25 protein-coding genes and 2 tRNA genes are annotated in these 23964 nt (G+C 41.6%); 18 read left to right on the top strand and 9 right to left on the bottom strand.

Annotated elements, in window-relative coordinates:
* The first annotated feature begins 61 nt into the window (after positions 1-61).
* Positions 62-2074, top strand: coding sequence for an esterase/lipase family protein (locus QTA56_RS04820; RefSeq protein ID WP_267979790.1), 2013 nt, complete (start codon positions 62-64; stop codon positions 2072-2074).
* 99 nt (positions 2075-2173) lie between these two features.
* Here QTA56_RS04820 and QTA56_RS04825 read toward each other — a convergent pair whose 3' ends face one another.
* The 3 genes from QTA56_RS04825 to QTA56_RS04835 all read right to left on the bottom strand — a co-directional run bounded on the left by QTA56_RS04825 (position 2174) and on the right by QTA56_RS04835 (position 3128).
* The gene (locus tag QTA56_RS04825) at positions 2174-2383 is read right to left on the bottom strand and encodes a hypothetical protein (protein WP_267979791.1); all 210 of its coding nucleotides are present in this window, start codon (positions 2381-2383) and stop codon (positions 2174-2176) included.
* Positions 2384-2499: 116 nt separating this feature from the next.
* Positions 2500-2847 carry a hypothetical protein gene (locus QTA56_RS04830; protein ID WP_267979792.1) on the bottom strand — a complete coding sequence of 116 codons (348 nt, stop codon included), beginning with the start codon at positions 2845-2847 and terminating at the stop codon, positions 2500-2502.
* 204 nt (positions 2848-3051) lie between these two features.
* Positions 3052-3128: transfer RNA gene (locus QTA56_RS04835), tRNA-Ile, on the bottom strand.
* Between the two features lie 283 nt (positions 3129-3411).
* On the opposite strand from QTA56_RS04835, the gene QTA56_RS04840 reads away from it, so the two are divergent.
* Together QTA56_RS04840 and QTA56_RS04845 are read left to right on the top strand one after the other, a co-directional pair.
* Positions 3412-3957: a 1-acyl-sn-glycerol-3-phosphate acyltransferase gene (locus QTA56_RS04840; RefSeq protein WP_267979793.1), complete on the top strand. Its 546-nt coding sequence runs from the start codon at positions 3412-3414 to the stop codon at positions 3955-3957.
* Positions 3958-4092: 135 nt separating this feature from the next.
* Positions 4093-4842 carry a YebC/PmpR family DNA-binding transcriptional regulator gene (locus tag QTA56_RS04845; protein WP_004679662.1) on the top strand — a complete coding sequence of 250 codons (750 nt, stop codon included), beginning with the start codon at positions 4093-4095 and terminating at the stop codon, positions 4840-4842.
* Between the two features lie 43 nt (positions 4843-4885).
* Here QTA56_RS04845 and QTA56_RS04850 read toward each other — a convergent pair whose 3' ends face one another.
* Positions 4886-5356 carry an Lrp/AsnC family transcriptional regulator gene (locus QTA56_RS04850; protein ID WP_004661600.1) on the bottom strand — a complete coding sequence of 157 codons (471 nt, stop codon included), beginning with the start codon at positions 5354-5356 and terminating at the stop codon, positions 4886-4888.
* Between the two features lie 195 nt (positions 5357-5551).
* Here QTA56_RS04850 and QTA56_RS04855 point away from each other — a divergent pair, with 195 nt between their 5' ends.
* Positions 5552-6580 carry a DUF6670 family protein gene (locus QTA56_RS04855; protein WP_267979794.1) on the top strand — a complete coding sequence of 343 codons (1029 nt, stop codon included), beginning with the start codon at positions 5552-5554 and terminating at the stop codon, positions 6578-6580.
* A 55-nt stretch (positions 6581-6635) separates the two neighbouring features.
* On the opposite strand, the gene QTA56_RS04860 is transcribed toward QTA56_RS04855, so the two are convergent.
* Positions 6636-7406, bottom strand: a complete 771-nt coding sequence (locus QTA56_RS04860; protein WP_267979795.1) for a glutathione S-transferase family protein — start codon at positions 7404-7406, stop codon at positions 6636-6638.
* Positions 7407-7614: 208 nt separating this feature from the next.
* On the opposite strand from QTA56_RS04860, the gene ychF reads away from it, so the two are divergent.
* Together ychF and QTA56_RS04870 are read left to right on the top strand one after the other, a co-directional pair.
* Positions 7615-8706, top strand: coding sequence for a redox-regulated ATPase YchF (gene ychF / locus QTA56_RS04865; protein WP_267979796.1), 1092 nt, complete (start codon positions 7615-7617; stop codon positions 8704-8706).
* A gap of 17 nt (positions 8707-8723) precedes the next feature.
* Positions 8724-9569: a GGDEF domain-containing protein gene (locus QTA56_RS04870; protein ID WP_267979797.1), complete on the top strand. Its 846-nt coding sequence runs from the start codon at positions 8724-8726 to the stop codon at positions 9567-9569.
* Here the strand turns inward: QTA56_RS04870 and QTA56_RS04875 are convergent.
* Positions 9562-10536 (bottom strand): GlxA family transcriptional regulator, encoded by a 975-nt coding sequence (locus tag QTA56_RS04875; RefSeq protein WP_267979798.1) that lies wholly within the window; start codon positions 10534-10536, stop codon positions 9562-9564. The genes QTA56_RS04870 and QTA56_RS04875 overlap by 8 nt on opposite strands.
* Positions 10537-10605: 69 nt before the next feature.
* On the opposite strand from QTA56_RS04875, the gene QTA56_RS04880 reads away from it, so the two are divergent.
* From QTA56_RS04880 to QTA56_RS04890, 3 genes are all read left to right on the top strand, one after another.
* Positions 10606-11394 carry an alpha/beta fold hydrolase gene (locus tag QTA56_RS04880; RefSeq protein WP_267979799.1) on the top strand — a complete coding sequence of 263 codons (789 nt, stop codon included), beginning with the start codon at positions 10606-10608 and terminating at the stop codon, positions 11392-11394.
* Between the two features lie 97 nt (positions 11395-11491).
* The gene (locus tag QTA56_RS04885; protein ID WP_267979800.1) at positions 11492-12184 is read left to right on the top strand and encodes a 3'-5' exonuclease; all 693 of its coding nucleotides are present in this window, start codon (positions 11492-11494) and stop codon (positions 12182-12184) included.
* 139 nt (positions 12185-12323) lie between these two features.
* The gene (locus tag QTA56_RS04890) at positions 12324-12899 is read left to right on the top strand and encodes a hypothetical protein (RefSeq protein ID WP_267979801.1); all 576 of its coding nucleotides are present in this window, start codon (positions 12324-12326) and stop codon (positions 12897-12899) included.
* Between the two features lie 97 nt (positions 12900-12996).
* Here the strand turns inward: QTA56_RS04890 and QTA56_RS04895 are convergent.
* Positions 12997-13072, bottom strand: a tRNA-Arg gene (locus QTA56_RS04895).
* 261 nt (positions 13073-13333) lie between these two features.
* Here QTA56_RS04895 and QTA56_RS04900 point away from each other — a divergent pair.
* The 8 genes from QTA56_RS04900 to QTA56_RS04935 all read left to right on the top strand — a co-directional run bounded on the left by QTA56_RS04900 (position 13334) and on the right by QTA56_RS04935 (position 20478).
* Complete coding sequence (locus QTA56_RS04900; RefSeq protein ID WP_267979802.1) at positions 13334-14269, top strand: ABC transporter ATP-binding protein; 936 nt, start codon at positions 13334-13336, stop codon at positions 14267-14269.
* Positions 14266-15039 carry an ABC transporter permease gene (locus QTA56_RS04905; RefSeq protein WP_004679673.1) on the top strand — a complete coding sequence of 258 codons (774 nt, stop codon included), beginning with the start codon at positions 14266-14268 and terminating at the stop codon, positions 15037-15039. The genes QTA56_RS04900 and QTA56_RS04905 overlap by 4 nt, the downstream gene beginning before the upstream one ends.
* Complete coding sequence (gene queF / locus QTA56_RS04910; RefSeq protein WP_267979803.1) at positions 15036-15851, top strand: NADPH-dependent 7-cyano-7-deazaguanine reductase QueF; 816 nt, start codon at positions 15036-15038, stop codon at positions 15849-15851. The genes QTA56_RS04905 and queF overlap by 4 nt, the downstream gene beginning before the upstream one ends.
* Positions 15852-15884: 33 nt before the next feature.
* On the top strand, positions 15885-16544 hold the full coding sequence (locus QTA56_RS04915; RefSeq protein WP_267979804.1) for a hypothetical protein: 660 nt from the start codon (positions 15885-15887) through the stop codon (positions 16542-16544).
* Between the two features lie 246 nt (positions 16545-16790).
* A complete protein-coding gene (gene rodA / locus QTA56_RS04920; protein WP_267979805.1) occupies positions 16791-17933 on the top strand; it encodes a rod shape-determining protein RodA in 1143 nt (380 codons plus the stop codon).
* Positions 17934-17953: 20 nt separating this feature from the next.
* Entirely contained in the window at positions 17954-18955 is a 1002-nt protein-coding gene (gene mltB, locus QTA56_RS04925) for a lytic murein transglycosylase B (protein WP_267979806.1), read from the top strand.
* A 277-nt stretch (positions 18956-19232) separates the two neighbouring features.
* The gene (locus QTA56_RS04930; RefSeq protein WP_267979807.1) at positions 19233-19844 is read left to right on the top strand and encodes a septal ring lytic transglycosylase RlpA family protein; all 612 of its coding nucleotides are present in this window, start codon (positions 19233-19235) and stop codon (positions 19842-19844) included.
* A gap of 181 nt (positions 19845-20025) precedes the next feature.
* Positions 20026-20478 (top strand): Mpo1 family 2-hydroxy fatty acid dioxygenase, encoded by a 453-nt coding sequence (locus QTA56_RS04935; RefSeq protein WP_004682320.1) that lies wholly within the window; start codon positions 20026-20028, stop codon positions 20476-20478.
* A gap of 39 nt (positions 20479-20517) precedes the next feature.
* Here QTA56_RS04935 and QTA56_RS04940 read toward each other — a convergent pair whose 3' ends face one another.
* Positions 20518-20988: a DUF3465 domain-containing protein gene (locus QTA56_RS04940; protein ID WP_267979808.1), complete on the bottom strand. Its 471-nt coding sequence runs from the start codon at positions 20986-20988 to the stop codon at positions 20518-20520.
* Between the two features lie 80 nt (positions 20989-21068).
* The gene (sthA, locus tag QTA56_RS04945) at positions 21069-22484 is read right to left on the bottom strand and encodes a Si-specific NAD(P)(+) transhydrogenase (RefSeq protein WP_004679686.1); all 1416 of its coding nucleotides are present in this window, start codon (positions 22482-22484) and stop codon (positions 21069-21071) included.
* A gap of 451 nt (positions 22485-22935) precedes the next feature.
* Here sthA and lipA point away from each other — a divergent pair, with 451 nt between their 5' ends.
* On the top strand, positions 22936-23949 hold the full coding sequence (gene lipA / locus QTA56_RS04950; RefSeq protein WP_267979809.1) for a lipoyl synthase: 1014 nt from the start codon (positions 22936-22938) through the stop codon (positions 23947-23949).
* Positions 23950-23964: the final 15 nt, after the last annotated feature.

Consider the following 23964-nt stretch of genomic DNA (forward strand, 5'->3'; position numbering starts at 1 on the left):
GAAAAAGCAGCCGTTTTTCGTATTATAGCTCTAATCTTCGCACTTAATTTGCTGAATTCCGATGCTAGCATTTACTCCAAATTGTCGCCTATTTGTTATTACCCTGCTGAGCACAATGGTCATGAGCGGTTGTCAGGTGGTCAGCCTTAAACAACAGGCGATTGATGTCACCATTGCCAATGAACGTAACAGCATTTTAACCCAGAAAAAACTAAGTGAAGCCAGCCTCAATGTCCTGTCCATGTCGGGCAAGGAAGCCAAAGTCTGTTCACAGACACCGAATGAATGTATTGCCGACCTGCATAAAATTCCGCAAATACTGGATGAACAGTTGCTCTCAACAGCAAGTGAACTTTATCTGGCCAAATCCATGGCACTTTCAGATTCATCAGAATGTAAAATAAGTAAGCTGACCAAACATAAGTCTGAAGATGACCAAAAAATTATCCAGAAAAATTATGAGAATTGCCTAGACCAACAACTGGAAAATCTGGATAAAAGTATCCGCTATAGCTATGCCTATTTATTTAAAACCTCCCGAAAGCCACAGGAACGGATTTTTGATAACCGACAGGTTCAGATTCGGGATTTCTACAATCAGGCGCTGACCCAATTGGTCAATGTGCATAGTCTAAGAAATCCCACCACCAATATCACCCCAACAATTAAGATTGGTAAAAGTACCTATACCCTTGATATTCAGTCCTATCAGCGGTTACAGGACATGAAGCTTGAGAAGTTCATTTCAAGCTATAACATGAATTTCTCAGGTTTAAAGGCCATTAACCGACGTGACGGTTTCGGTTCTGACTTTGTTGCGGTATTTCCTTCTGGTGATGTGTCACAGCATGACAATAAATATATTCTTGACCCTTTAACCTATCATTATCCGAAAGGCACTAATCCAAACATTCACAAGGCACGTTATCTGGCGGCAACCATTATTGCCCAGCCGAAAAAACCAACCGCTTCAGTGAATGATGTTTTAACCAGCCCTGAATTTGAAATTAAGGTCTATGACCCGTATAGCATTGACAAAGTCAATATCGCAGGCCAGCCTTACTCATTGGCTGCCAATTTTTCCGCACCCTATGGTTTATGGCTGGCCGAAAATAATCTGGGTGCGGCGGCATACCTAACGCTAATTGACCGTGACCAGCATTTAACCATGCCGCATCTCTACATGCTGGAACCCTACAATCCCAACAAGAAGATCATTGTACTGGTGCATGGTCTGGCCAGTAGCCCTGAAGCATGGATTGCCGTGACCAACGACATTATGGGGGATGCTGTACTACGTGAACATTATCAGGTGTGGCAGGTGTTTTATTCAACCAATATGCCGATTCTGGAAAGCCGTTTCCAGATCTATGCCCTGCTCAAGCAAGCCTTTTCCACCGTCAATCCTAAAGATGCAGCTGCGAAAGATGCTGTTTTGGTTGGACATAGTATGGGCGGAATTATTAGCCGTCTACTGGTCAGTGATGCCGACATTTCCAAACAAGCCCTGGCAATGATGAACAATCGCCAACAGACCCGTTTAAGAAAGCACCCCGTAATTGGTGAGCGGCTGAAAATGGAACCAATCACCAACTTTGACCGTGCCATTTTCCTCGCTGCGCCACATCGCGGAACAGACTATGCAGATCGCTGGTTTACCCTGGCTGCGCGTAAGATTATTCGTTTGCCTGCAACATTTCTCACCACGCTGGCAGATACCTTGACCAGCGATGATGTTGACCTGAAAGATTTCGTAAAAACCCTGACCAATGACGTGATTCAGAATGGTCCAAGTGACTTGAGTAAAAAGTCCAAGTTCATGGAATTGACTGCCAATATTCCACCAGAAAAAGGTTTGGTGTTCCATTCAATTATGGGCAACATCACCAAGAGTGACGACCCTAATGTAATTACTGACGGGATTGTGCCTTATAAAAGTGCCCATTTAGATGGTGCTGTTTCTGAAAAAATCATTCATGGCGGCCACTCGATTCAGGAAACACCAGAAGCAATTCTGGAATTACGACGGATCCTACGCCAGCACCTTGTTGATCATGGTTTATATAAACCTTAACTCACCCAACAAGCCCAAATCCTGTTTGGGCTTATTATTAAGTTTAGCTAAATCATACATCCTAAAGATCAGATATGTTTAGGACTATTTAAAGCTGAACTAAGATGTCACCAGAATCCCATATTTGGCATTAAGGAACATCCCAACCCGAATAATATCTACACCTGCCGCGTGGGTGACAGACAACTCCTGAGTATGGGCATCAAAATGAAACGAATCAAAAATTTCTTGATGATGCATCAACCATATCAGGGTATCCGTGACACTTTCATCGACAGTATATGTTTCCGACTTAAAATCCTTATCCATAATGCTATTCTGATGATTTCAACTGAAACCAACATCATAGCGGATAGATCATACAAAATCAGCTTGATAAAAAGGCACTTGGCCGTAGCCAAGTGTATATGAGAGATAGATTTTCCTTAAGCCGCCTGTGGACTTACGATACTCTGACCTGCTTTCAGGCTGGCAATCGCTTTAGGGTTAAATTCAAGCGCCAGTACATGATTATCCAAGTGAACATGATAAGCACGAATCAAGGCTTGCTGCCCCTCATCTGTGTCCAGCACGTATTCATCAGCGATATTTAAAATACCCTCTAGGTTGGTGGTGCTTGAGGCACGGTCATGGCTAAACAGGTCATAAATGGTTTGCAGATTGAAACTGGTCTGCTGTTCCGTAGGATGATCTTTAAGGTAACTCTCCAAGAATAATACCAGCTTATGCGCAAAGAAATAGTAGTTCGGTTTATGGGTATAAAGCATATTCATTGAAAGCTCCTCTCGGCGTTTTTTTCATCAACTCATGATTAAAAACTAAGGATTCAATCTTAAAAATTTCTTAAAAGAAGTTTGGTCTTTTTGTTAAGCGTTCAGGCCTTTTTATTGTTTATCTCAAACGTTTACATAGTGCTTACATAAATTTAGGCATTAAAAAACCACTTAGGATTAGTACACCTAAGTGGTTGTTTTATATGGTGGGCCCACCGTGACTTGAACACGGGACCAACGGATTATGAGTCCGCTGCTCTAACCAACTGAGCTATAGGCCCTTATAAAGTTTTAATCATATTTCTTATGATTAAAGTCGCTTGATGTTAGCTAAATTTAACTTAAATTACAAGCAGATGATTTTATCAAGTCGCTAAAAAACGAACTAAAACCAAAAACTGCGCTGATTCTATCTGATCTCTGCGTCTTGAGTAAAGATAATATCTGCATATTTTGATCAATTAAGAAACATCCAAATTTCTTTTTAGTGTGGAATTTTAGGATATGTATTTTCTAAAAAACTCGTATTACACTGCTGCCATTCATTTGTCATGTATTTCTGCCATGAAAAAATTCTTAGGAAAATCCATTTTTAAAGCAACAGGTTGGACATATAACGTCGATCCAGCCATTTTAGAAAACAAACAAGTTATTATTGGCTTTGAGCACACCTCAAATCTGGACACCATCCTGTCACTTGCACTATTTGAAATTTTAGAGCTTAAAATCCATACCCTGATCAAAAAAGAGCTGTTTAAAGGCCCTCTCAAACCGATTCTGGAAAAGCTTGGTGGCATCCCTGTTGACCGCAAGGCCAGCAAAGATATTGTGACGCAAATGGTTGAGCTGTTTAATCAAAATGATCGTTTCAACCTTGTGATCGCACCTGAGGCAACACGTGCCAAAGATGGCGAAGAACGCAAGCCAATCCGTACTGGTTTCTGGCATATTGCCAAGGCGGCAAATGTACCCATCATCCTGATGTATGCCAATGCCAAAACCAAGCAAGGCGGTATTCTAGGTAAAATTTATCCAACCGACTTGCAGCAGGATTTAGAAAAAATCAAAACCTTGTATGCCGAATATGGCATCGATGTGAAAATTCAATAGCGTTTGTTCTGTTCACGTTAAGATCATCAGGCCAATTTTAAATTTGGAATATCAAATACGGTTGTTTTCAACAAAACCATCGCTATGCTAATATTCCTGCACTTTTTTAAGTTTTAATTTTTTGGAGTTATTTCCATGGCAGGTCATTCTAAATGGGCCAACACAAAGCATCGTAAAGCAAAACAAGATGCCAGCCGTGCTAAAGTCTTTACTAAATATATTCGTGAAATCGTTACAGCAGCGAAACTAGGCGGTGGCGATCCAGCCAGTAATCCCCGTCTGCGTGCGGTGATTGAAAAAGCACTTTCAGTGAATATGACGCGTGATGCAATCAACCGAGCTGTTCAGCGTGGTGCAGGTGGCGAGGATAATGAAGATTTAAACGAAGTCACTTATGAAGGTTATGGTGTTGGTGGTGTTGCCGTTCTGGTTGAAACCATGACAGACAACTTAAACCGTACTGTGCCAGACGTTCGTCATTGCTTCTCAAAAAATAATGGTAACCTGGGTACATCGGGTTCAGTGGCTTATTTATTTACCAAACGCGGTGAAATTAGCTTTGAAGATGTGTCTTTAGAAGACAAAATCATGGATGTGGCACTGGAAGCTGGTGCAGAAGACATTGAAGTTTCTGAAGATGGAATCCTGGTTATTACTACACCAGAAAGTTTTGGTGATGTACAAGATGCCTTGAATGCTGCGGGTTTAAAGTCCGACAATGCAGAAGTGGTCATGAGTCCATCAACCAAAGCTGAAATCACAGATATTGATCAAGCCAAGCAAATCATGAAAATGATTGATATGTTTGAAGATCTGGATGATGTTCAAAACGTTTATACCAACGTTGAGTTCTCTGAAGATGTTCTAGCTCAACTCGATGCGTAAACCACTCAGATGAATAAAAAATGCATCTTTTTAGATGCATTTTTTATAGCTTGTTTAAAAGTTTATAGCAGTTAAATACGTTATATTCCTTAATCACAAAGCTTGAATGTAGTGCAACCACGCTGTCAATCTTGCCAATACGGCGTAACAGGATTTCACTGTAGTCATCCATATTGCGAGCCACCAGTTCCAGAATAAAATCTGCGCTTTGCCCCGTTACCAAAAAGGCATTGGTCACTTCTGGAATATCTTCAATTTCCTGCAAAAACTTGTCAAAAGTTTCACTGTCATGCTTGCTCAATGAAACCTGCAACAGAATATGCAGGCTAAAGCCGAGTTTATTAAAATTAATTTCTCGTTTGAGTTGTCCCATGACTTGGGACTCAATCAGGTTTTTGATCCGACGATGAACTGAACTAACAGATAGGTTGATACGCTCTGACAGTTCATTCAGGTTGACATCCTCATGGGTCAAAATTTCAAGAATCTGTTTATCAAAACGATCTAATTCCATCTTCAACTCTTTCAATTCGAAACTATACCCATTATAGAAATTTAACCCCATTTAGAAAGTTAAATTTTAAATATTCTCAACCAGCATTATAAATGACACGACATTTTCCTAAAATGACATTCAATATAAACAGATACCTCAATATATTTTTAATCACTGTCGTAAAACTTAGGCCTAAACTTAGGATTATACTTAATGAAATTTCCTTTCCCAGAAAAAATCCATGCTCCAGCAGCCATCAATAACTTAATTGACCGTTCAGGATTACATCATAGCTACCCATTTAATCCTGAGACAGAGGTCCATATTCCAAAAGGAAAATATACCTGTGTACATTATGGTTCGATGTTTCCGAACCTGCCTGCTCCTTTCAATTTTTTAAATTTACTCACCGTCATTGGTCAGCCAAAAATTAAACTTTTTAGAAATCATCATCTCATCAAAACCACGGATATTGATACCGCCAATGTTCTCATTGGCACAGCCGTAGGTACAGCAGATCATTTTAATGGATATAGTGTCCAGAATGACTGTGAATTGAGCGCAGATGGTTCATCACTACGTTTTGGCAATGACCTATTGCTTAAGGGGAAATATCCCAATTTCCATGCCAAACGTGAGGGCCATGACTTTAATTTTGAGCTAAATATCAAGGCAACGGATAAAGTTGCAAATTTTGCTGAACTGTTTGGTGGGGTATATGATCACTGGTCACTACTTTGCCAATATCAGGGTCATCTCGAATATCAAGGTAAAAAAACGGATATTCAGGGTTTATGTACTTATGAATATGCACGGGGTGTAAATATTAATCTCCCAATGCGTTATTTTACCTATCATATTTTAAATATTGATGAGCGTACCCAGGTTTTATTGGTTGAGATTATTGGGTCATTCAATCTGGTGATGCAGCAACGGGTATATGTTCGCTCGCTGGATGATTATGGTGATATTTATTCAGATGGTTTTGAACTGAATGTGCATGAGTTTTATCCAGAACGTTCCATTACACCCAATGGCCTGAGCATGCGTTTACCGCATCAGTTTTCATGGCAGGTGAACAATCATTCAGGTCAACCACTCATTACCATTGATGGTACATCAAATCATGATTTCCAATATGGTATGGCAGGTGGTTATGCTGGTAGTTATCAATATACTGGAGCTTTTCAGGGCAAAGCCATTACGGGAACAGGCTATATTGAGTATCTAGACATTCGTTAGGCACGATTGAATGGAAATGATCTTATTGGTTTTTAAGATCATTTCCAAATTATACTTATAAACCACGCCAATCAACACGGGCATTACGCTCAGTGGCATAAATACGCTGCACATATTGTCCAAGTGGTAAATCCAGTAAATAGTCGTGATATTGCTTTAATTCACCTGAGAACTGCTCAATATCATCGTTTTCCAGTTCCCACGGTGTTCCTTTGATCACCAGCAAGGGTGCAAGGATTGAACATACGGAAATATCAGCCAAACCAAGACGATCCCCCACCAAGTAACGTCCTTGATTATCAACCAGACGCTGATTTAAATCGGCAATCAACTCTGTCATACGAATCTTGGATTGGGCGACTTTTTCAGGATTGAGCTTATAGTTGGTGGAAACCATGCTCTTGAGTATCGGTTTGGAAATCTTCTCAAACTGGCGTAAATAGCCTTGCTCTCCCATCATGATTTCAAGTGGATGATCCCCGACTAAAAGCGCCTGTGCCAGTGACCAGCGGCGTACATGGATACCCAGCTCATTTGCCAGTTTATCAATTTGCAGCGCCTGATCACGTAATTGCTCATCACGTCTTAACAGTGCATGTTCTGGATAGGTTGCATCCAGATATAAGGCGATTTGGGTCGAATCGGCAATCCAGCGTTTATCATCTTTCAGCATTGGCAATAGATATTGCCCAGATTTTAAGTAGGTAAACGCACGATGAAAACCAGGAATTAAATTATGTGCCACATAGTCCAATTCCTTATGATCCAACAACCAGCGAGCTTTTTCACAATAGTGAGATAAAGGAAATTGGTATAAAACCCGCATAGACTCTCCAACTTTATTTTTCTATTCGTTCAAACATAAGGTTTGCCATACTTTAGAAGTAAAAGCGAATCAATACAATGTCCTTTTTTCCCTATCTCCTGTAATTTGGGCGAGATCGACTTTTCATTCCAGCCATGACCTGACTTTGTCATGGCTTTCATGTAAAATCAGCAGCAATTTTTTAAATAACACATTTGTGAGTGGTTTCATGGGTTTTAATTGCGGTATTGTTGGTCTGCCAAACGTAGGTAAATCTACATTATTTAATGCATTAACAAAGGCGGCCATTGCTGCTGAAAACTTTCCGTTCTGTACCATTGAACCCAATACAGGGATTGTTCCTGTACCAGATGCGCGTCTGGACAAACTTGCGGCGATTGTAAAACCACAGCGTATTCTGCCAACCACGATGGAATTTGTTGATATTGCGGGTCTGGTTGCGGGCGCATCCAAGGGTGAAGGTCTGGGTAACCAGTTCCTTGCCAACATCCGTGAAACTGATGCAATTGCGCATGTGGTACGTTGCTTTGAAGATGAAAACGTGATTCATGTGAATGGTAAAATTGACCCGTTGGATGACATTGCCACCATCAACACTGAACTTGCACTGGCTGACCTTGATACCGTTGCAAAAGCATTGTTACGCTTAACCAAAGCAGCAAAAGGTGGTGACAAGGAAGCACTTGCAACCAAAGCTGCTTTGGAAAAAATTCAGCCTTTACTGGATGAAGGTAAGCCAGCACGTGCGGCAGACCTTTCTGATGATGAGCGTAAGGCAGTCCGTGGTTTTGGTTTAATGACACTCAAACCAACCATGTACATTGCCAACGTGGCGGAAGATGGTTTTGAAAACAATCCACATCTTGAAGCAGTACAAAAATTGGCTGCTGAGGAAAATGCGATTGTGGTACCGCTTTGCAACCAGATCGAAGCTGAAATTTCATTACTGGAAGATGAAGACCGCGCTGAATTTCTGGAAGCGATGGGAATGGAAGAGCCAGGCCTAAATGTGGTGATCCGTGCGGGTTATAAATTACTCGGCCTACAAACCTACTTCACTGCGGGTGTGCAGGAAGTTCGTGCCTGGACCGTTAAAGTGGGTGCCACAGCGCCACAGGCGGCAGGTGTAATTCACACTGACTTTGAAAAAGGCTTTATCCGTGCTGAATGTATTGCCTATGATGACTTCATTCAATACAACGGTGAGAACGGTGCGAAAGAAGCGGGTAAATGGCGTTTGGAAGGGAAAACCTATATTGTTCAGGATGGCGACGTATTGCACTTCCGTTTTAATGTGTAATCATTTATAACAATGTAATGGAAAAGACCTTAGAACGATTATTCGCACGAAATACCAAGCTACGACGTTTATTGATTTTGCTCATTCTCGTCGTGCTGGGCATCATTGACCTTGCAACAGGTTATGAATACTCGTTCTCTGTGTTTTACCTGCTGCCGATTTCCATTGCCGCATGGTATGACCAATATAAAACCACTGTCATCACCATCCTACTGTCAGCAATCACTTGGTTAATTGCAGACAGCAATGCAGGCCATCCCTATTCAAATAGCATTATTCCTTTCTGGAATGCCCTAGTCCGTTTGGGCTTCTTTTCAATTGTCGCTTTCTTGCTGATCAATGTGCGTAAGAACTGGCAGGAAATGAAAAATCTGGCAATGAAAGATCAGCTCACCTCTCTGGACAATAGCCGCGCCTTTGATATTGAATACCGTATTCTGCGAAAGTTGAATTTCCGCAAACAAACGTGTTTTGCAGTTGGCATCATCGATCTTGATGGCTTCAAGGCAGTCAATGACACTCATGGACATCATCGTGGTGATGAGGTTCTGCTCCAGTTTTCACAGGTTCTCAAAAAAGCCTGCCGCTCCTCTGACATTATTGCCCGTTTGGGCGGTGATGAGTTTGCGATTATTTTACTGGATATTGATGAAACACAGGCACATCACTGTGACCAGCGTATTAGAGCATTATTTCAGGAAAGTGATTTAAAACAAAAATACGGCGTGGACTTTAGTATGGGTTTGGCCATCTTGGCTGAACTACCTGAGAATCTTGAGGATGCAACCAAGATTGCAGATCAGCTCATGTATCAGTCAAAGTCTTTGGGTAAATCTCAAACGACTATTCAAACCTTTATTTAATCCATTGTGTTGGTGTACAACCAGCAATCTTTTTAAATACACGAATAAAGAAGCTGACATTTTCATAGCCCACTTCATAGGCAATTTTCTGAACACTCATATCGGCTGTTAAAAGTAATTTCTTGGCTTTATCCACTCTCACCTGCTGCAAATATTGGTTAGGTGAAATTTGGGTCGCTACCTGAAAACGGCGTTTTAAATTACGTTCACTAAAATTAAACTGCCTTGCTAAATCGACTATACGATTTTCTGTGGAACAATTTGCATCCATCCAGTCCTGTACTTGGAGAATTGCCTCGTCACAATGATTACGATACATAGGTAAGACAGGATTCAACGCTTGAGGATAGGTAATTAATAAATGACTCGCACACAACTGGGCAAAATAATCTCCTTTATGCTGTGAAATAATTCCAAGTAATGCATCAAAAGTCCCAATCAGCGTACCAGTTGTATAAATTTGGCCCACCTGTAAATAATTGCGATTTTTAGTAAATGAATAGTCTGGAAACAATAAATTCAGTTCACGAATAAAAGCCCAGTGTGTTGCCATTAGGCTATGCTTCATCTGCTGTGTTGCTAAATACACCGCAGTAGCGAGCGTTAAAACAGGAGTATTGTTCTGTATCTGATTTTCCAGCCATATCACCAATTCCTTAGACTGTGATTTTACTTGGGCTAATTTATTCTCCTCAAAAGCAGGAATGATGACTAAATCATAAATTTTATCAGTTGAGACCTGTCCATCGACTTCAAGCAATACACCACTTGCACTCTGTTTAGCCGATCCATCTGTACTCAAAATTTCAACCTGATAACTTTCGGTATGCCCTTGCCGTGCTTCCAACAAAGCTACAATATGAAAGAAATCTTTCACCATCATCAGGCTCATTGCCCAGCATCCATCATAAGCAATGATTGCAATACGCTTCATTTTAAATGGCACGATCAGACTATTATGTTTCATGATTATATCTATATCAAACCCTATGTTTTCATTATTCTTTGCTCAATTTAGTCATTTAAATCATTTCCCATGCAGCCTACCCATACAATTGAAAAGATGATTTCAACAGCACAAGGCAAAATATTTGTAAAAATCTGGCAACCGAATCCATCTCAACAAATTAAAGAAATTCCTATTCTACTGTTCCATGATTCGCTTGGATGTGTGCAGTTATGGCGGGATTTTCCTGATCAACTTTGTCTTGTAACCAACCGAATGATTATTGCCTATGACCGTTTGGGTTTTGGCAGGTCAGATGTAATGACTACAAAACTACCAATCAATTTTATTCAGCAAGAATCCGAAATATTCGCGGAACTTTTACACCAACTTGAAATTCCCGAGGTGATTAACTTTGGACACAGTGTTGGTGGTGGAATAGCTGTCAGTTGTGCAGCACAATATCCGTCCTTATGTAGGGCTATCATTACCGAGGCAGCCCAAGCTTATGTTGAACCAAAGACTTTAACGGGTATTACCTTAGCAAAACAGATGTTTCAGGAACCTGAACAATTCCAGCGCCTTAAAAAATATCATGCTGAAAAAGCTCAATGGGTCTTGGATGCTTGGACAGAAACATGGCTCTCAACTGAATTCCGTAACTGGACTCTGGATCAAGACTTAGGGTCCTTATCAGCAAAAATACTTATTCTACATGGTGATCATGATGAGTATGGAACTTTAGAGCAGCCTAAACGTTTAGCCCAATATACAGATGCTCAAATACATATCATTCAAAACTGTGGGCATGTACCACACCGAGAGAATCCACAACAGATTATTGAGATAGTCAGAGATTTTGTAGAAACGTATGCCTAACACATTTTTAGAAGTTTAAAATAGGCATGATCAACAAACATTGCCTATCAAATTTCTTGTAAGATAATAAATTCTAGACTTCATATAGGACCACTTCATGCAAGCCATTATTCTGGATACTGAGACACATACACTGAATGGTTTGCCAATCGAAATCGCCTATGCGCCGATTAAAATTGAAAGTGGAAAATTAAGTCTGGATAAGAGCCAAATCTTTGATCAGCTTTATCAGGTCAATCAACCTATTTCCTATGCGGCAATGGCAGTACACCATATTCTGGAATCTGACCTGGTTGACCAGCCCAATTACCGTGAATTCCAGCTACCAGAACAGACACGCTATATTATTGGGCATAATGTGGATTATGATGTTGCTGCAATCGCACGCTGTGGGGTTGATACATCCAAACTTAAACCGATCTGTACCCTTGCCCTTGCCCGCCATGTTTGGGAAGATGCGGAAGCACACAATATTTCAGCCCTGATTTATTTAATTTCAAAAGGCAGTGACAAGGCGCGGGAAATGCTCAAGGGCGCCCACCGAGCCGATGCCGATATTATCCTAACCGCCAATATCCTGATGCACATCATTCACCGCCTCAATATTCAGGATATTGAACAACTTTATATTGCTTCAGAAGAAGCCCGTATTCCAAAAAGCATCACTTTCGGCAAACACAAGGGTACTGCCATTCAGGACCTGCCTACCGACTATATTCAATGGTTGCTGCGTCAGGATGATCTTGACCTTTATTTACGCAAGGCACTGGAAACGCAGTTAGTTAAATAATTCATAACGCGTTGCACTGTTAGATTATTTTCCACTTACTCCAAACAAGATAATGATATTTAATAAATTGTTAACATTATTGTCATTTATTAACCTTATCTTAATCTCCATCTAGGTCTTGGCTGGGGGAGATTCAGAAATGTCATACTTTTTTAAAACAGAACTTGGGCAGAGTGCATTACAACTACGCAATATTGAGTTGACCGCACGTCAACGCCGTTTATTGCTACTGATTGACCACGAAGATTTTCAGGACCTGAATCATGACTATAAACAAAGAATCGCACCGACAGAGTTGGTGCAACAACTGATTGATATGGGCTTATTGGCGCAGCAAACCACACAGCCCCCAGTAAAAAATGAAATAAAAGAAGATTTAAGTGTTCAAGCCAACGAAGTGAACAGTTCAGAAACATCCGCTATAAAAGAAGTATCTGAAACCAGTACTGCTCCTGTGCAGCAGATTCAACCAGAAAGTATTTCACTGGAAAAACTCGCATTTGTTGAAATTCAGCAAGTGATGATTCAGACCTTAACCACCTATTGTGGCTTGATGGCTCGTCCACTGGTACAAAAAATTCAGTCCATTAAAACGCTACAACAACTCAAAGCATGTCAAATGCAATGGATTACTTCATTACAGGAATCCCGTATTCCCCCAACCCAACTGAATCAAACGCTAAAACTGATTAATTATTCAGTTCAGCATTTATAATTTATGAAAGATAAATATATATTTTAATCTGAATTTTCTTAGATGATTGAAAGTATAAAGACAATAAAAATTTTATTATATTGAAAAATAGGAATTTTGGTGCGCTCAGCGGGACTCGAACCCACGCCACAGGCTTCGGAGACCTGTACTCTATCCAGTTGAGCTATGAGCGCATGCGAGCCACATCATAGGCAAAAAAAACATATTGGTAAATATCTTAGTTTAAACAAAAATGTTTCTTGCTTATTAAAACAGCAATTTTTAACTAAAAATCTTATCTAATTGCTTTTGAAAAATTTAATAGACTATTTGTTACTGAAATAATTTAAAAGTTTAGCGTTCTGTTTTTAACACACCATAAACCTGTTTTTCCACTTGGTTTATTCTTTTATATCGCTCAAAATACGCATTCTATTAAATAACGTGAGGCGTTCATGACTGATGCTTTGGTGTTGAGCGATTTGTCCAAAACTTATCGTAATGGTTTTCAGGCATTAAAAGGTATTGATTTAACTGTGCCTGAGGGTGAATTTTATGCACTACTGGGTCCGAATGGTGCAGGTAAATCAACCACAATCAGTATCATCAGTTCCTTAACCAAAAAGACATCGGGTTCAGTTGAAATCTTTGGGCATAACCTTGATACCCACCCCTCACATGCCAAACAATGTCTTGGTGTCGTCCCACAAGAGTTTAACTTTGGTCAGTTTGAAAAAACCTTTGATATTTTGGTGACCCAGGCGGGTTATTACGGTATTCCAAAGAAACTGGCTGAACAACGTGCCGAACATTATTTAGAAAAACTGGGGTTATGGGAAAAACGTAATATCCAGTCACGCATGCTGTCTGGCGGGATGAAACGCCGCCTGATGATTGCCCGTGCCATGATGCATGAACCAAAGCTTTTGATTCTGGACGAACCAACTGCGGGTGTGGACATTGAGCTGCGCCGTTCCATGTGGGATTTCCTCATTGAAATGAATGAGAAAGGGACTTCAATCATCCTGACCACACATTACCTGGAAGAGGCAGAGATGCTGTGCCGTCGCATTGCCATCATTGACCGTGGTGTGATTAAGGAAGATACCAGCATGAAAGGTTTCCTTAATCAGTTGAACGAGGAATCCTTTATTTTTGACTTGGCGCAACCGATTGAGCATTTACAACTCGATATTATCGGGTTCAAGTTTAACCTGGTTGATCCTGTGACTTTGGAAGTGACCATGGACAAGGCACATAACATGAATGACCTGTTCCTGATCCTGCAATCACAGAATATTCAGGTCAACAGTATGCGGAATAAATCCAATCGTCTGGAAGAGTTGTTCGTGAAAATGGTCGAGAAGAATCTTGCGGGAGCGAATCAATGAACTTCAATCAGCTTAAAACCGCACTCTGGACTTTAGTTGTTAAAGAAATTCGTCGTTTTATGCGGATTTGGCCACAAACCTTGCTGCCACCAGCGATTACCATGAGTTTATACTTTGTGATTTTCGGCAACTTGGTCGGCTCACGTATTGGTGAAATGGGTGGCTTTAGCTACATGCAGTTTATTGTGCCTGGCCTGATTATGATGGCGGTGATTACCAATAGCTATGCCAACGTTTCATCAAGTTTCTTTAGTGCCAAATTTCAAAAGAGTATTGAAGAACTGATCATGAGCCCTGTGCCCTTACACCTGATTCTTTGGGGTTATGTGATTGGGGGTGTCAGCCGTGGTGTGCTGGTTGGCTTGATTGTAACCTTAATGAGCCTGTTCTTTACCCATCTGGAAATTTACAATTTATTTGTGACGGTCTATACCGTCATCATTACTTCGCTGTTGTTTTCGCTTGGTGGCTTCATCAATGCCGTTTATGCCAAGTCATTTGATGATATTTCAATTATCCCGACTTTTGTATTGACCCCGCTCACCTATCTGGGTGGTGTGTTCTATGCGATTAGTGCGTTAAGCCCATTTTGGCAAAACCTGTCTTTAATCAATCCAATCGTATATATGGTCAATGCGTTCCGTTACGGCATTTTAGGGCACAGTGATGTCAATGTTTCCTTTTCATTGAGCATTGTGACACTGTGCTGCGTTGCCCTCTATGCAATTGCCTATCATTTATTAGCTCGTGGTTCAGGAATGCGTGAATGAGTGTTGAACTTTCTTTGTTGGGCAAAGATACCCAATACCCAACTCAATATCAGCCAGAAGTTTTATTTCCAATTGCCCGTGCTGATTCCCGTCAACAATATGCACATATTGATGGCATTACCCAAGGTAAAGACTGGTGGCATGTCTTTGAAATCTCGTGGTTAAACCAGCTCGGTTTACCACAGGTTGCGATTGGCCGTATCACCCTGCCTGCCAGTTCACCGAACCTGATTGAATCGAAGTCGCTCAAGCTATATTTCAACAGCCTGAACTTTACCCAGTTTCAGTCAAGAGAAGCATTTGTTGAAACAGTGGAACGTGACTTGTCCCAGGCTGCTGGCGCAAAGATTGAGCTACAACTGTTTCAGGTCGATGATTTAGCCATTTCCAAACCGACAGGCATCTGCATTGATGAGCTGATTCCTGAACGGTTGTCTGAACATCCAGACTCAAGCTTGCTGCAATTCGACTCAACCATTCAGGATAATGTTGAAATTGAACTGTATTCACATCTTTTAAGAAGCAACTGCCCTGTGACAGGCCAACCTGACTGGGGTACGGTTTTTATTCGTCTGCAAGGCAAAAGACCTTGTTATCGCAGTATGTTAGCCTATATTATCTCGTACCGTCAGCATAATGGTTTCCATGAGCAATGTGTTGAGCAAATATTTGCGGATATTTGGCAACTGCTTCAACCAGAAAAGCTGATGGTTTATGCAACCTATACACGCCGCGGGGGGCTGGATATTAACCCATGCCGTGTATCGGATTTGTCATGGATGCCCGAGCCAATTCGTCTGGCACGACAATAAAACGAATAAATTTGATATAGAGGACGTTCTTCAATGACCAGTTATTTCGGTATTCTTCCATCAGCAGGTTTGAGTCAGGATATTAAACTTGCACAAGCCAACCGTGACAGTAAAGAACCACAGTATCCGTTGCGTGACAAAATTTCTTTACAGTTGACTGATGAATTATTAGACAACATGCTGATTAAGTTGGTTCAAAAATTTCCACCAAGTGATAAGCGTGATACCACTGAAAACCTTGCTGTCAAGATCCGTGGCATTGTTGAAACTTTACTCAAACAATTGTTAGGTAAAGCATCAAACGAGCAGGTTCTTGAATCATTGGTATTTATGGAAAAAAGCCTGTTTACTGATAATGACGGTCAACAACGTATTGGTACGGTTCTACCTGATACGCTGGTCACCGACATGAAGAAAAGCTTTGCAGAAGTGGCTGCTGGAAATGGACAGGCACAACGTGATGCCTTAACCCAGCAGTTTAAAACCTTTGCTGATGCATTAATTCACCACTTCATGACTGAGTTTAACAAAACCCTGGGTCTAGGCATGGTGAAACGTGGTGTTGCCAGCGTTGCAACCAGTGGTGTGGAAACAGCCGTTCATATTGTGATCAAGAAACTCATCCCTAGCTTAAGCCAGGCAGAACTGGAAGTATTTGCAAAACATTTTGATCAGTTATTGGTTCAAAAATAATTCATCAAATGATAAAAAAGCGACGGCCAAAAAACCGTCGCTTTTTATTAAGCGTATACAATACAGCCCAGCCCATCTATTAGATTGATTTATAGCGTTTTATTGCATCAACCCTATGAACAAATGTATTGCCATTTCATTCTATAGATTGAATGCTTATAAATGTCACATTTTCTAAATTTGCACGCTCTAAATCCGCATTTATGTTAGCATTCGCCAAGCATTGATTTCCCGATCTATACTCGCATGGCACCTAGTTCCCAGTACAAATTTCTACGTCAAGCGCCTCGTGACGGCTTGAGCACAGCAACCCAGTTATCCCGTTGGCAACAACTGCATATCGACCCCTGGCTTTGCCTGTTTCTTGTGCTGAATGCCCTGCTTGGATTGACCGTTTTATATAGTGCTTCTGCTCAGGATGTCGGCTTGGTCAGCAAGCAGGCCATGAGCTTTGGCATTGGTTTTGTGGTCATGTTCAGTCTGGCGCAGATTCCACCCAAGGTTTATCAGGCATTCTCACCCTACTTTTATGTTTTTGGTGTGCTGTCGTTGCTTGCAGTGGTGATTTTTGGTGAAGTGCGTATGGGGGCACAGCGCTGGATTGATATTCCTGGTTTCGGTAGCGTCCAGCCCAGTGAATTTATGAAAATTGGCATGCCGATGATGATTGCATGGTTTCTGTCGCGCAAGGCATTGCCACCCAGCTTTTCCCAGGTGATTCTTTCCCTGGTCTTGATTGTCATTCCATTTTTGCTGATTGCTGAGCAGCCCGACCTGGGGACTTCATTACTGGTTCTTGCCAGCGGGATTTTCGTCCTGTTTCTAAGTGGCCTGTCATGGCGACTGATTGCAGCGGCGGCAGGTGCTGTGGCCGTAATTATCCCAATCGCATGGGAGTTTTTACTGCATGACTATCAGCGTCAGCGGGTACTTACCCTGCTAGACCCTGAAGCGGACGCTTTAGGGACAGGCTGGAACATCATCCAGTCCAAGACAGCCATTGGATCAGGCGGTTTCTCAGGCAAGGGCTTTCTGGAGGGAACACAATCCCATCTGCACTTTCTGCCAGAAGGACATACCGACTTTATTATTGCGGCCTATTCCGAAGAGTTTGGCCTGATTGGGGTCAGCCTACTGATTCTGCTCTATTGCGCCATTATTTTCAGGACGTTCCAGATTGGCCTGCAAAGCTTCCATAACTATGGTCGTCTGGTCGCGGGCGCATTTGGTTTGTCCTTTTTTGTTTATGTATTTGTAAACGCTGGCATGGTCAGTGGTATTTTACCTGTAGTGGGTGTGCCTTTGCCGTTTATGAGCTATGGTGGCACTGCAATTATTACCCTTATGTCAACATTTGGACTGGTGATGTCTATTCATACACATCGATAATGAGGAACGATATAAACATTATGTTTCATCAAACTTTAAATAAAACTTTTAAACTTGTTACCTTGAGTGCCAGCCTGTTTTTGAGTAGTAACTGGGCGCAGGCAAATGAATTTTACACTCATCCCAATTATTTTGCGTTTAAACAAAAGACCATGACCACTTATGGCCTAAGCAGTGAGCAAGTTGATACTGCCATGAGTGGGGCACGCAACCTACCCAATATCCTGAATATCATGACCCGTCCAGGTGAAAGCAAGCCCTGGTATGAATATCGCTCCATGTTTCTGGTTGAGGGCACCATTCAACGTGGCGCTCGCTTTAAAAGCCAGTATGAAGATGCCCTGAATCGCGCAGAACAGCAGTTTGGTGTGCCTAAGTCGGTCATTCTGGGGATCTTAGGCGTAGAAACGGGTTATGGTGCTAATAAAGGCTCTTTCATCACACGGGATGCGCTTGCAACACTGGCATTTGGATACCCACGTCGGGCAGACTATTTTGGTGATGAACTGGCGGCACTGATTGCATGGACATATAAGGAAAGCTACCCAACCAATAGCATTGTCGGTTCGTATGCGGGTGCAATCGGCTATCCACAATTCATGCCAAGCAACATTCAAAAGTTAGGCGTTGACTATGATGGAAATGGCCATATTGATCTAAGGAATTCAGCCGTTGATGCAATCGGTTCAATTGCGAACTATTTGGCACAACATGGCTGGCAACGGGATCGTCCAATTGGCTTCCCCGCCCGCTATCTTGGCAACAATCCAGACAGCATTATTGCCAAGGACTTAACCCAGCCAACTCCTTACGGAGAGCTGAAAAGACTGGGTATTGCACCTATTGACCCTTTGGTAAAAATTGATGATCTTGACCTTGTGAATGTCATTCAATTACAAGACCAGTTTGGACCAATTTACTATATTACCTATCCTAATTTTCAGGTCATCACCACCTACAATAAAAGCCGAATGTATGCGACGGCGGTATGGTTATTAGGCACTGAAGTGGCTAGCCGATAGGCTAGCTTTTTCACAACATTATGAAAAGTCAATAAAAAAATTATTAAAAAAGTACACAGAATAGACAAAATAAATATTTTGTTACAAAATTGATTATTTTTTAATCTAAAACTGTAAGTTTTTGCCCTTTTTGTAACTATTTATCGTTAAAGACTAGACACTCTTTGTAATGGATGAATATTATCCACCCAATGCAAGAAAGTGAATAATTAGACATGTGCACTATATTTTGGGTTTTTGACGAAATAAAAAAGCATGTTCTCTAGGAGTTTATACAATGCAGTTTTCGCTAAAATATATTCTAGCGCTGACGGCAGGCTTAAGTTTAAGCCCGTTACATGCTGAAATGGTACAGTCTTCATCATTAACCAATGATGTTGAGGGTTCTAATTTGGCTGCCCGCGTACTCAGCAAAGATTCTCAAAATTTTAATTCTCGTTTTTCCAACGTTAATAGTCTTTCAATCACTGAGCGTTCAGGTGACCAGATCCGTCGCCAAACAATTGCTGCAAAAATTGATATCCCTGAAGAAGAGCCTTCAGTGATTGAGAAACTGAATACTGTTGCTTCAAACACTGTGCGTAAATTCAGCCAGTCAGGTGTGGCATCATGGTATGGTCGTCAATTTCATGGTCGCAAGACTGCAAGCGGTGAAACATTCGATATGAATGGTTTGACTGCTGCACACCGTAGCCTGCCTTTGAACTGTTACATCCGTGTAACGAATAAGGACAATGGCAAGAGCGTGGTTGTTAAGGTAAATGACCGCGGTCCTTTCCATGGTAACCGTGTACTCGATTTATCTTACGGTGCAGCGAAACAGATTGGTCTTGCCAATGCGGGTACTGCCAATGTAAATATTGAACGTGTTGATGGGCCTAATTCTTAATTCAGGTTCATCAATTCGATAAAAAGCCACCTTGTGTGGCTTTTTATGTTTTAGGTTTCCAAAACTTTTATTTTCTTTAATTAGAGACATCATTTCCTTACCATTCCCAAGAATCATTTTGACCCTCTCGCTTTTCTTCGGTATATTCAAAAAAACATAGTCCCATAGCAAGGAGAGCGCTGTGAAATCCATTACCGAATGGTTTGATGAATATAGTGACAGCCATCAAGACCAAACCAATAAAAAAATTCACTGGGTCTGCGTTCCAGCCATTCTTTTTTCAATCATTGGGATTCTTGCTCACTTTAGCACGCTACTCACCGCCCTGCTGCTTGTACTGACCCTGGTCTTTTATGCACGTCTGGATATTGTGCTGGCAGTGGCAATGGCCGCGCTATTGGCAGTCATGGCATGGCTGATTGTGATTCTGCCTGTAGGGGTAGGTTTTTATATTGGCGTTTTTGTGGTTGCCTGGATTGGACAGTTTTATGGGCATAAAGTTGAGGGCAAAAAGCCATCATTCTTCAAGGATCTGCAATTCCTCCTGATTGGCCCAGTATGGTGCATGGATGCTTATCTGGCTAAAGTCCTACCTAAATGGAAATCTCGTCAAAAATTGGCGCTTACAAGCTGATTTAGGGTATATTAGGTTCATCAGGATTCAAGGAAGATGTCATTGATACATTCTTCCTTGATATTTTAGCCATCCATCAATATGTTTTCCTTGTGGATCATGGTGGGTCCAGTGAATCACCCCACCTTTTTGGTTGTACTCATATTCACCATAAAACTCAAGCTTATCGCCTTTTTTAAGCCGCTCAATTTTTGGCGCCAAATCAATGTTGTGGGCAATCAACACAGTCAATCCGTTCTCAAGTTGTAAAATCATTTTTTGATGTCTTGAACCCTGATTGTCATCAGGCAAAATTGCTTTTATTGTTCCCTGGGCCTGAACCTGAATATTGCTTCGTTGCTGTTGATACGCCTGCATGATCTTCTGTTGATCATCTATGACTAAATTGGTGGAACGTGGCAGAGCTGAGCCATTGGTTGTATTTTGTTTTTGCTTGAAATCCAATCCCAAATAAGCAGCAATAAGAAAAACGATCACGATGATAATTAAATTATTTTTTTGAGTTTTCATATCCACCTTTTTATCAAACACACCATAGCAAAATGCCAATCATATTGATTGGCATTTTGATCATACAATGTCTATGTCGCTTAGAATAGACGATTCATACCATTTAACGCAGCCACACGATAGGCTTCCGCCATGGTTGGATAATTAAATGTTGTTTCAACAAAATACTTCAGGGTATTGTCTGGGCTATGCATGACCACCTGCCCAATGTGGATAATCTCTGCTGCATTGTTACCAAAGCAGTGAATACCCAAGACTTCCAAAGTATCGCGGTGGAACAGAATCTTTAATTCACCTACCGTATCACCCGTAATCTGTGCACGGGCCAAGTGACGGAAAGATGCCTGCCCTACTTCATAAGGGACTTTCTCATCGGTAAGCTGTTGTTCAGTCTTACCAATCGATGAAATTTCTGGAATGGTATAAATTCCTGTCGGAACATCCTTGATCGGTTTGACGTTCTTCTCACCGACCATATTTGCACCCGCACAGCGTCCCTGGTCGTATGCAGCCGATGCCAGCGATGGCCAGCCAATGACATCACCCGCAGCATAGATGTTATCAACTTCGGTTTGATATTGGTCATTGACCATAAGTTGACCGCGACTATTTGGAACAAGACCTACATTTTCCAAGCCAAGGCCATCAGTATTTCCTGAACGACCGTTACACCACAGGATTGCATCCGCCTTGATTTTTTTGCCACTGAGCAAATGCATTACCACGTGGTCATCAAAGGTTTCTAAACGATCAATTTGCTCATTATGGCGAATTAGGACACCTTGCTCACGCAAGTGGTAAGACAATGCATCGGCGATTTCATCATCCAGATAGCTTAAAAGTTTATGCTGGGTATTGATCAAGTCAACCTTATGGTCCAGCCCAATGAAAATGGAGGCATATTCACAGCCAATCACCCCTGCACCATAGATAATGATTTTATGGATCGCGTAATCCAGATCAAGGATCTTATCTGAATCAAACACACGGGGATGGTTAAAGTCTAATTCTTTCGGTTGATATGGACGGCTGCCTGTTGCGATCACGATCTGTTTACAGATAATGCTATCCTTAATGCCATCCTGACCAAAAATCAGGACGGTGTTTTTATCCTGAATATAGGCACGGCCATGAAAGACCTCAATTTTGTTGCGGTCATAAAAACGGGTATGTGTATCGACTTGCTGCTGAATCACTTTATGCGCATTACGCAGCACCTGTTTCATGGTGAACTGTTTCCATTCACCCACTTTTTGAAACATCGGATCACGCTGATAACGGATAATACTGGAAACCGTTTGACGTAATGCTTTACTTGGAATTGTTCCCACGTGTGCACAGTTACCACCGAGTTGATCACGAACATCAACAATTGCAACACGTTTACCTGCTTTTGCAAGCTTCATTGCCGCGCCTTCACCCGCAGGGCCAGAACCGAGAACAACTGCATCAAACTTCACAATATTCCCACCAATGACCTCTTTCTTACGTGGCATTCAAAGCTCCTTTCATTCTTGCTGTTACTTCTAAATATATGATCTAGGGTCTGTTGACATTTCACAGATGCTTGCGACAGAGGACATTTTTTAGATGGTACAAGGCATGACTTACGAAATTTAGTGATTCTAAATGAGTAAGGCATAACGCAGTAGCTGCAAAAAATGTCCCTGTCCCGTAGGGTTATGGCTAAAACTTCCCTAAACTGCGTTATGAAACTTGACAAGGGGATCGCCATTGCCTGCGTTTCATGCCTTATTTATGTCGTTTTAGCCTATAACGCAATGCATGGCTGAAATGTCAACAGACCCTAATATGCGGCGAATTAATGTATTTCTCAACCATATATTTTAAATATTGACATTTTCAAAATGAATACCTGTTTCCACTACAAACTTGACTATAATAATGCAGTCTTGATCGGTTCAATAATTAAGGGAAAAGTGAAATATGTCTGAACACCGTAAACCTGAACAGGGTATAAAACTTCGTGGCGCAGAAAAAGTCGCAAGAATTCCTGTAAAAGTGATTCCTACGGTTGAAGTACCTCGTAAGCCAGACTGGATTCGTGTCAAAATGGCCGCACCAGAAGAGGTTCAGCGTATTAAAACCACCTTGCGCGCACAAAAACTGCATACGGTTTGTGAAGAGGCAGCCTGCCCTAACCTGCCTGAATGTTTTGGTGGCGGTACAGCAACCTTTATGATCATGGGTGACATTTGTACACGCCGTTGTCCATTCTGTGACGTTGCACATGGTCGTCCAAACGCACTTGACCCTGATGAACCACGCCACATGGCTGAGACAATTTCCAATCTCGGCTTGAAATATGCCGTGATCACTTCAGTTGACCGTGATGATTTGTTGGATGGCGGCGCTCAACACTTTGTTGACTGCATTAAGGAAGCACGCGCTTTGAGTCCAAAAACCTTATTGGAAATTCTGGTTCCTGACTTCCGTGGACGCATGGATATCGCCTTGCGTATCATGACCGAATGTCCACCCGATGTGTTCAACCATAATATTGAAACTGTGCCACGCTTATATAAAGCTATGCGCCCAGGTTCTGACTATCAGCACTCTTTAAACCTGTTAAAAATGTTTAAGGAATATTGTCCTGATATCCCAACCAAATGTGGTTTGATGGTGGGGATTGGTGAGACTGAGGAGGAAGTGATTGCCTTACTGGATGATTTACGAGCACACGATGTAGATTATGTGACTATTGGTCAATATCTACAGCCATCCAAACAACATGCGCCGATTGACCGATTTGTAACACCCGAAGAATTTGAGCGTTATGCTGAGCATGGCCGCAAACTTGGTTTTAGAAATATCTGGTCTGCACCAATGGTTCGGTCAAGTTACTTCGCCGATCGCCAGTATTATGGTGAACCTGTTCCAGCAGTACGCCGTAAAGTTGACCCTGCCAAGAAAATTGCGATTCAGGCAATTGAGGCTTAAATTGCAGTAGGCAAT

Source organism: Acinetobacter thutiue (genome assembly GCF_030385805.1).
Taxonomy (GTDB): Bacteria; Pseudomonadota; Gammaproteobacteria; order Pseudomonadales; family Moraxellaceae; genus Acinetobacter; species Acinetobacter corruptisaponis.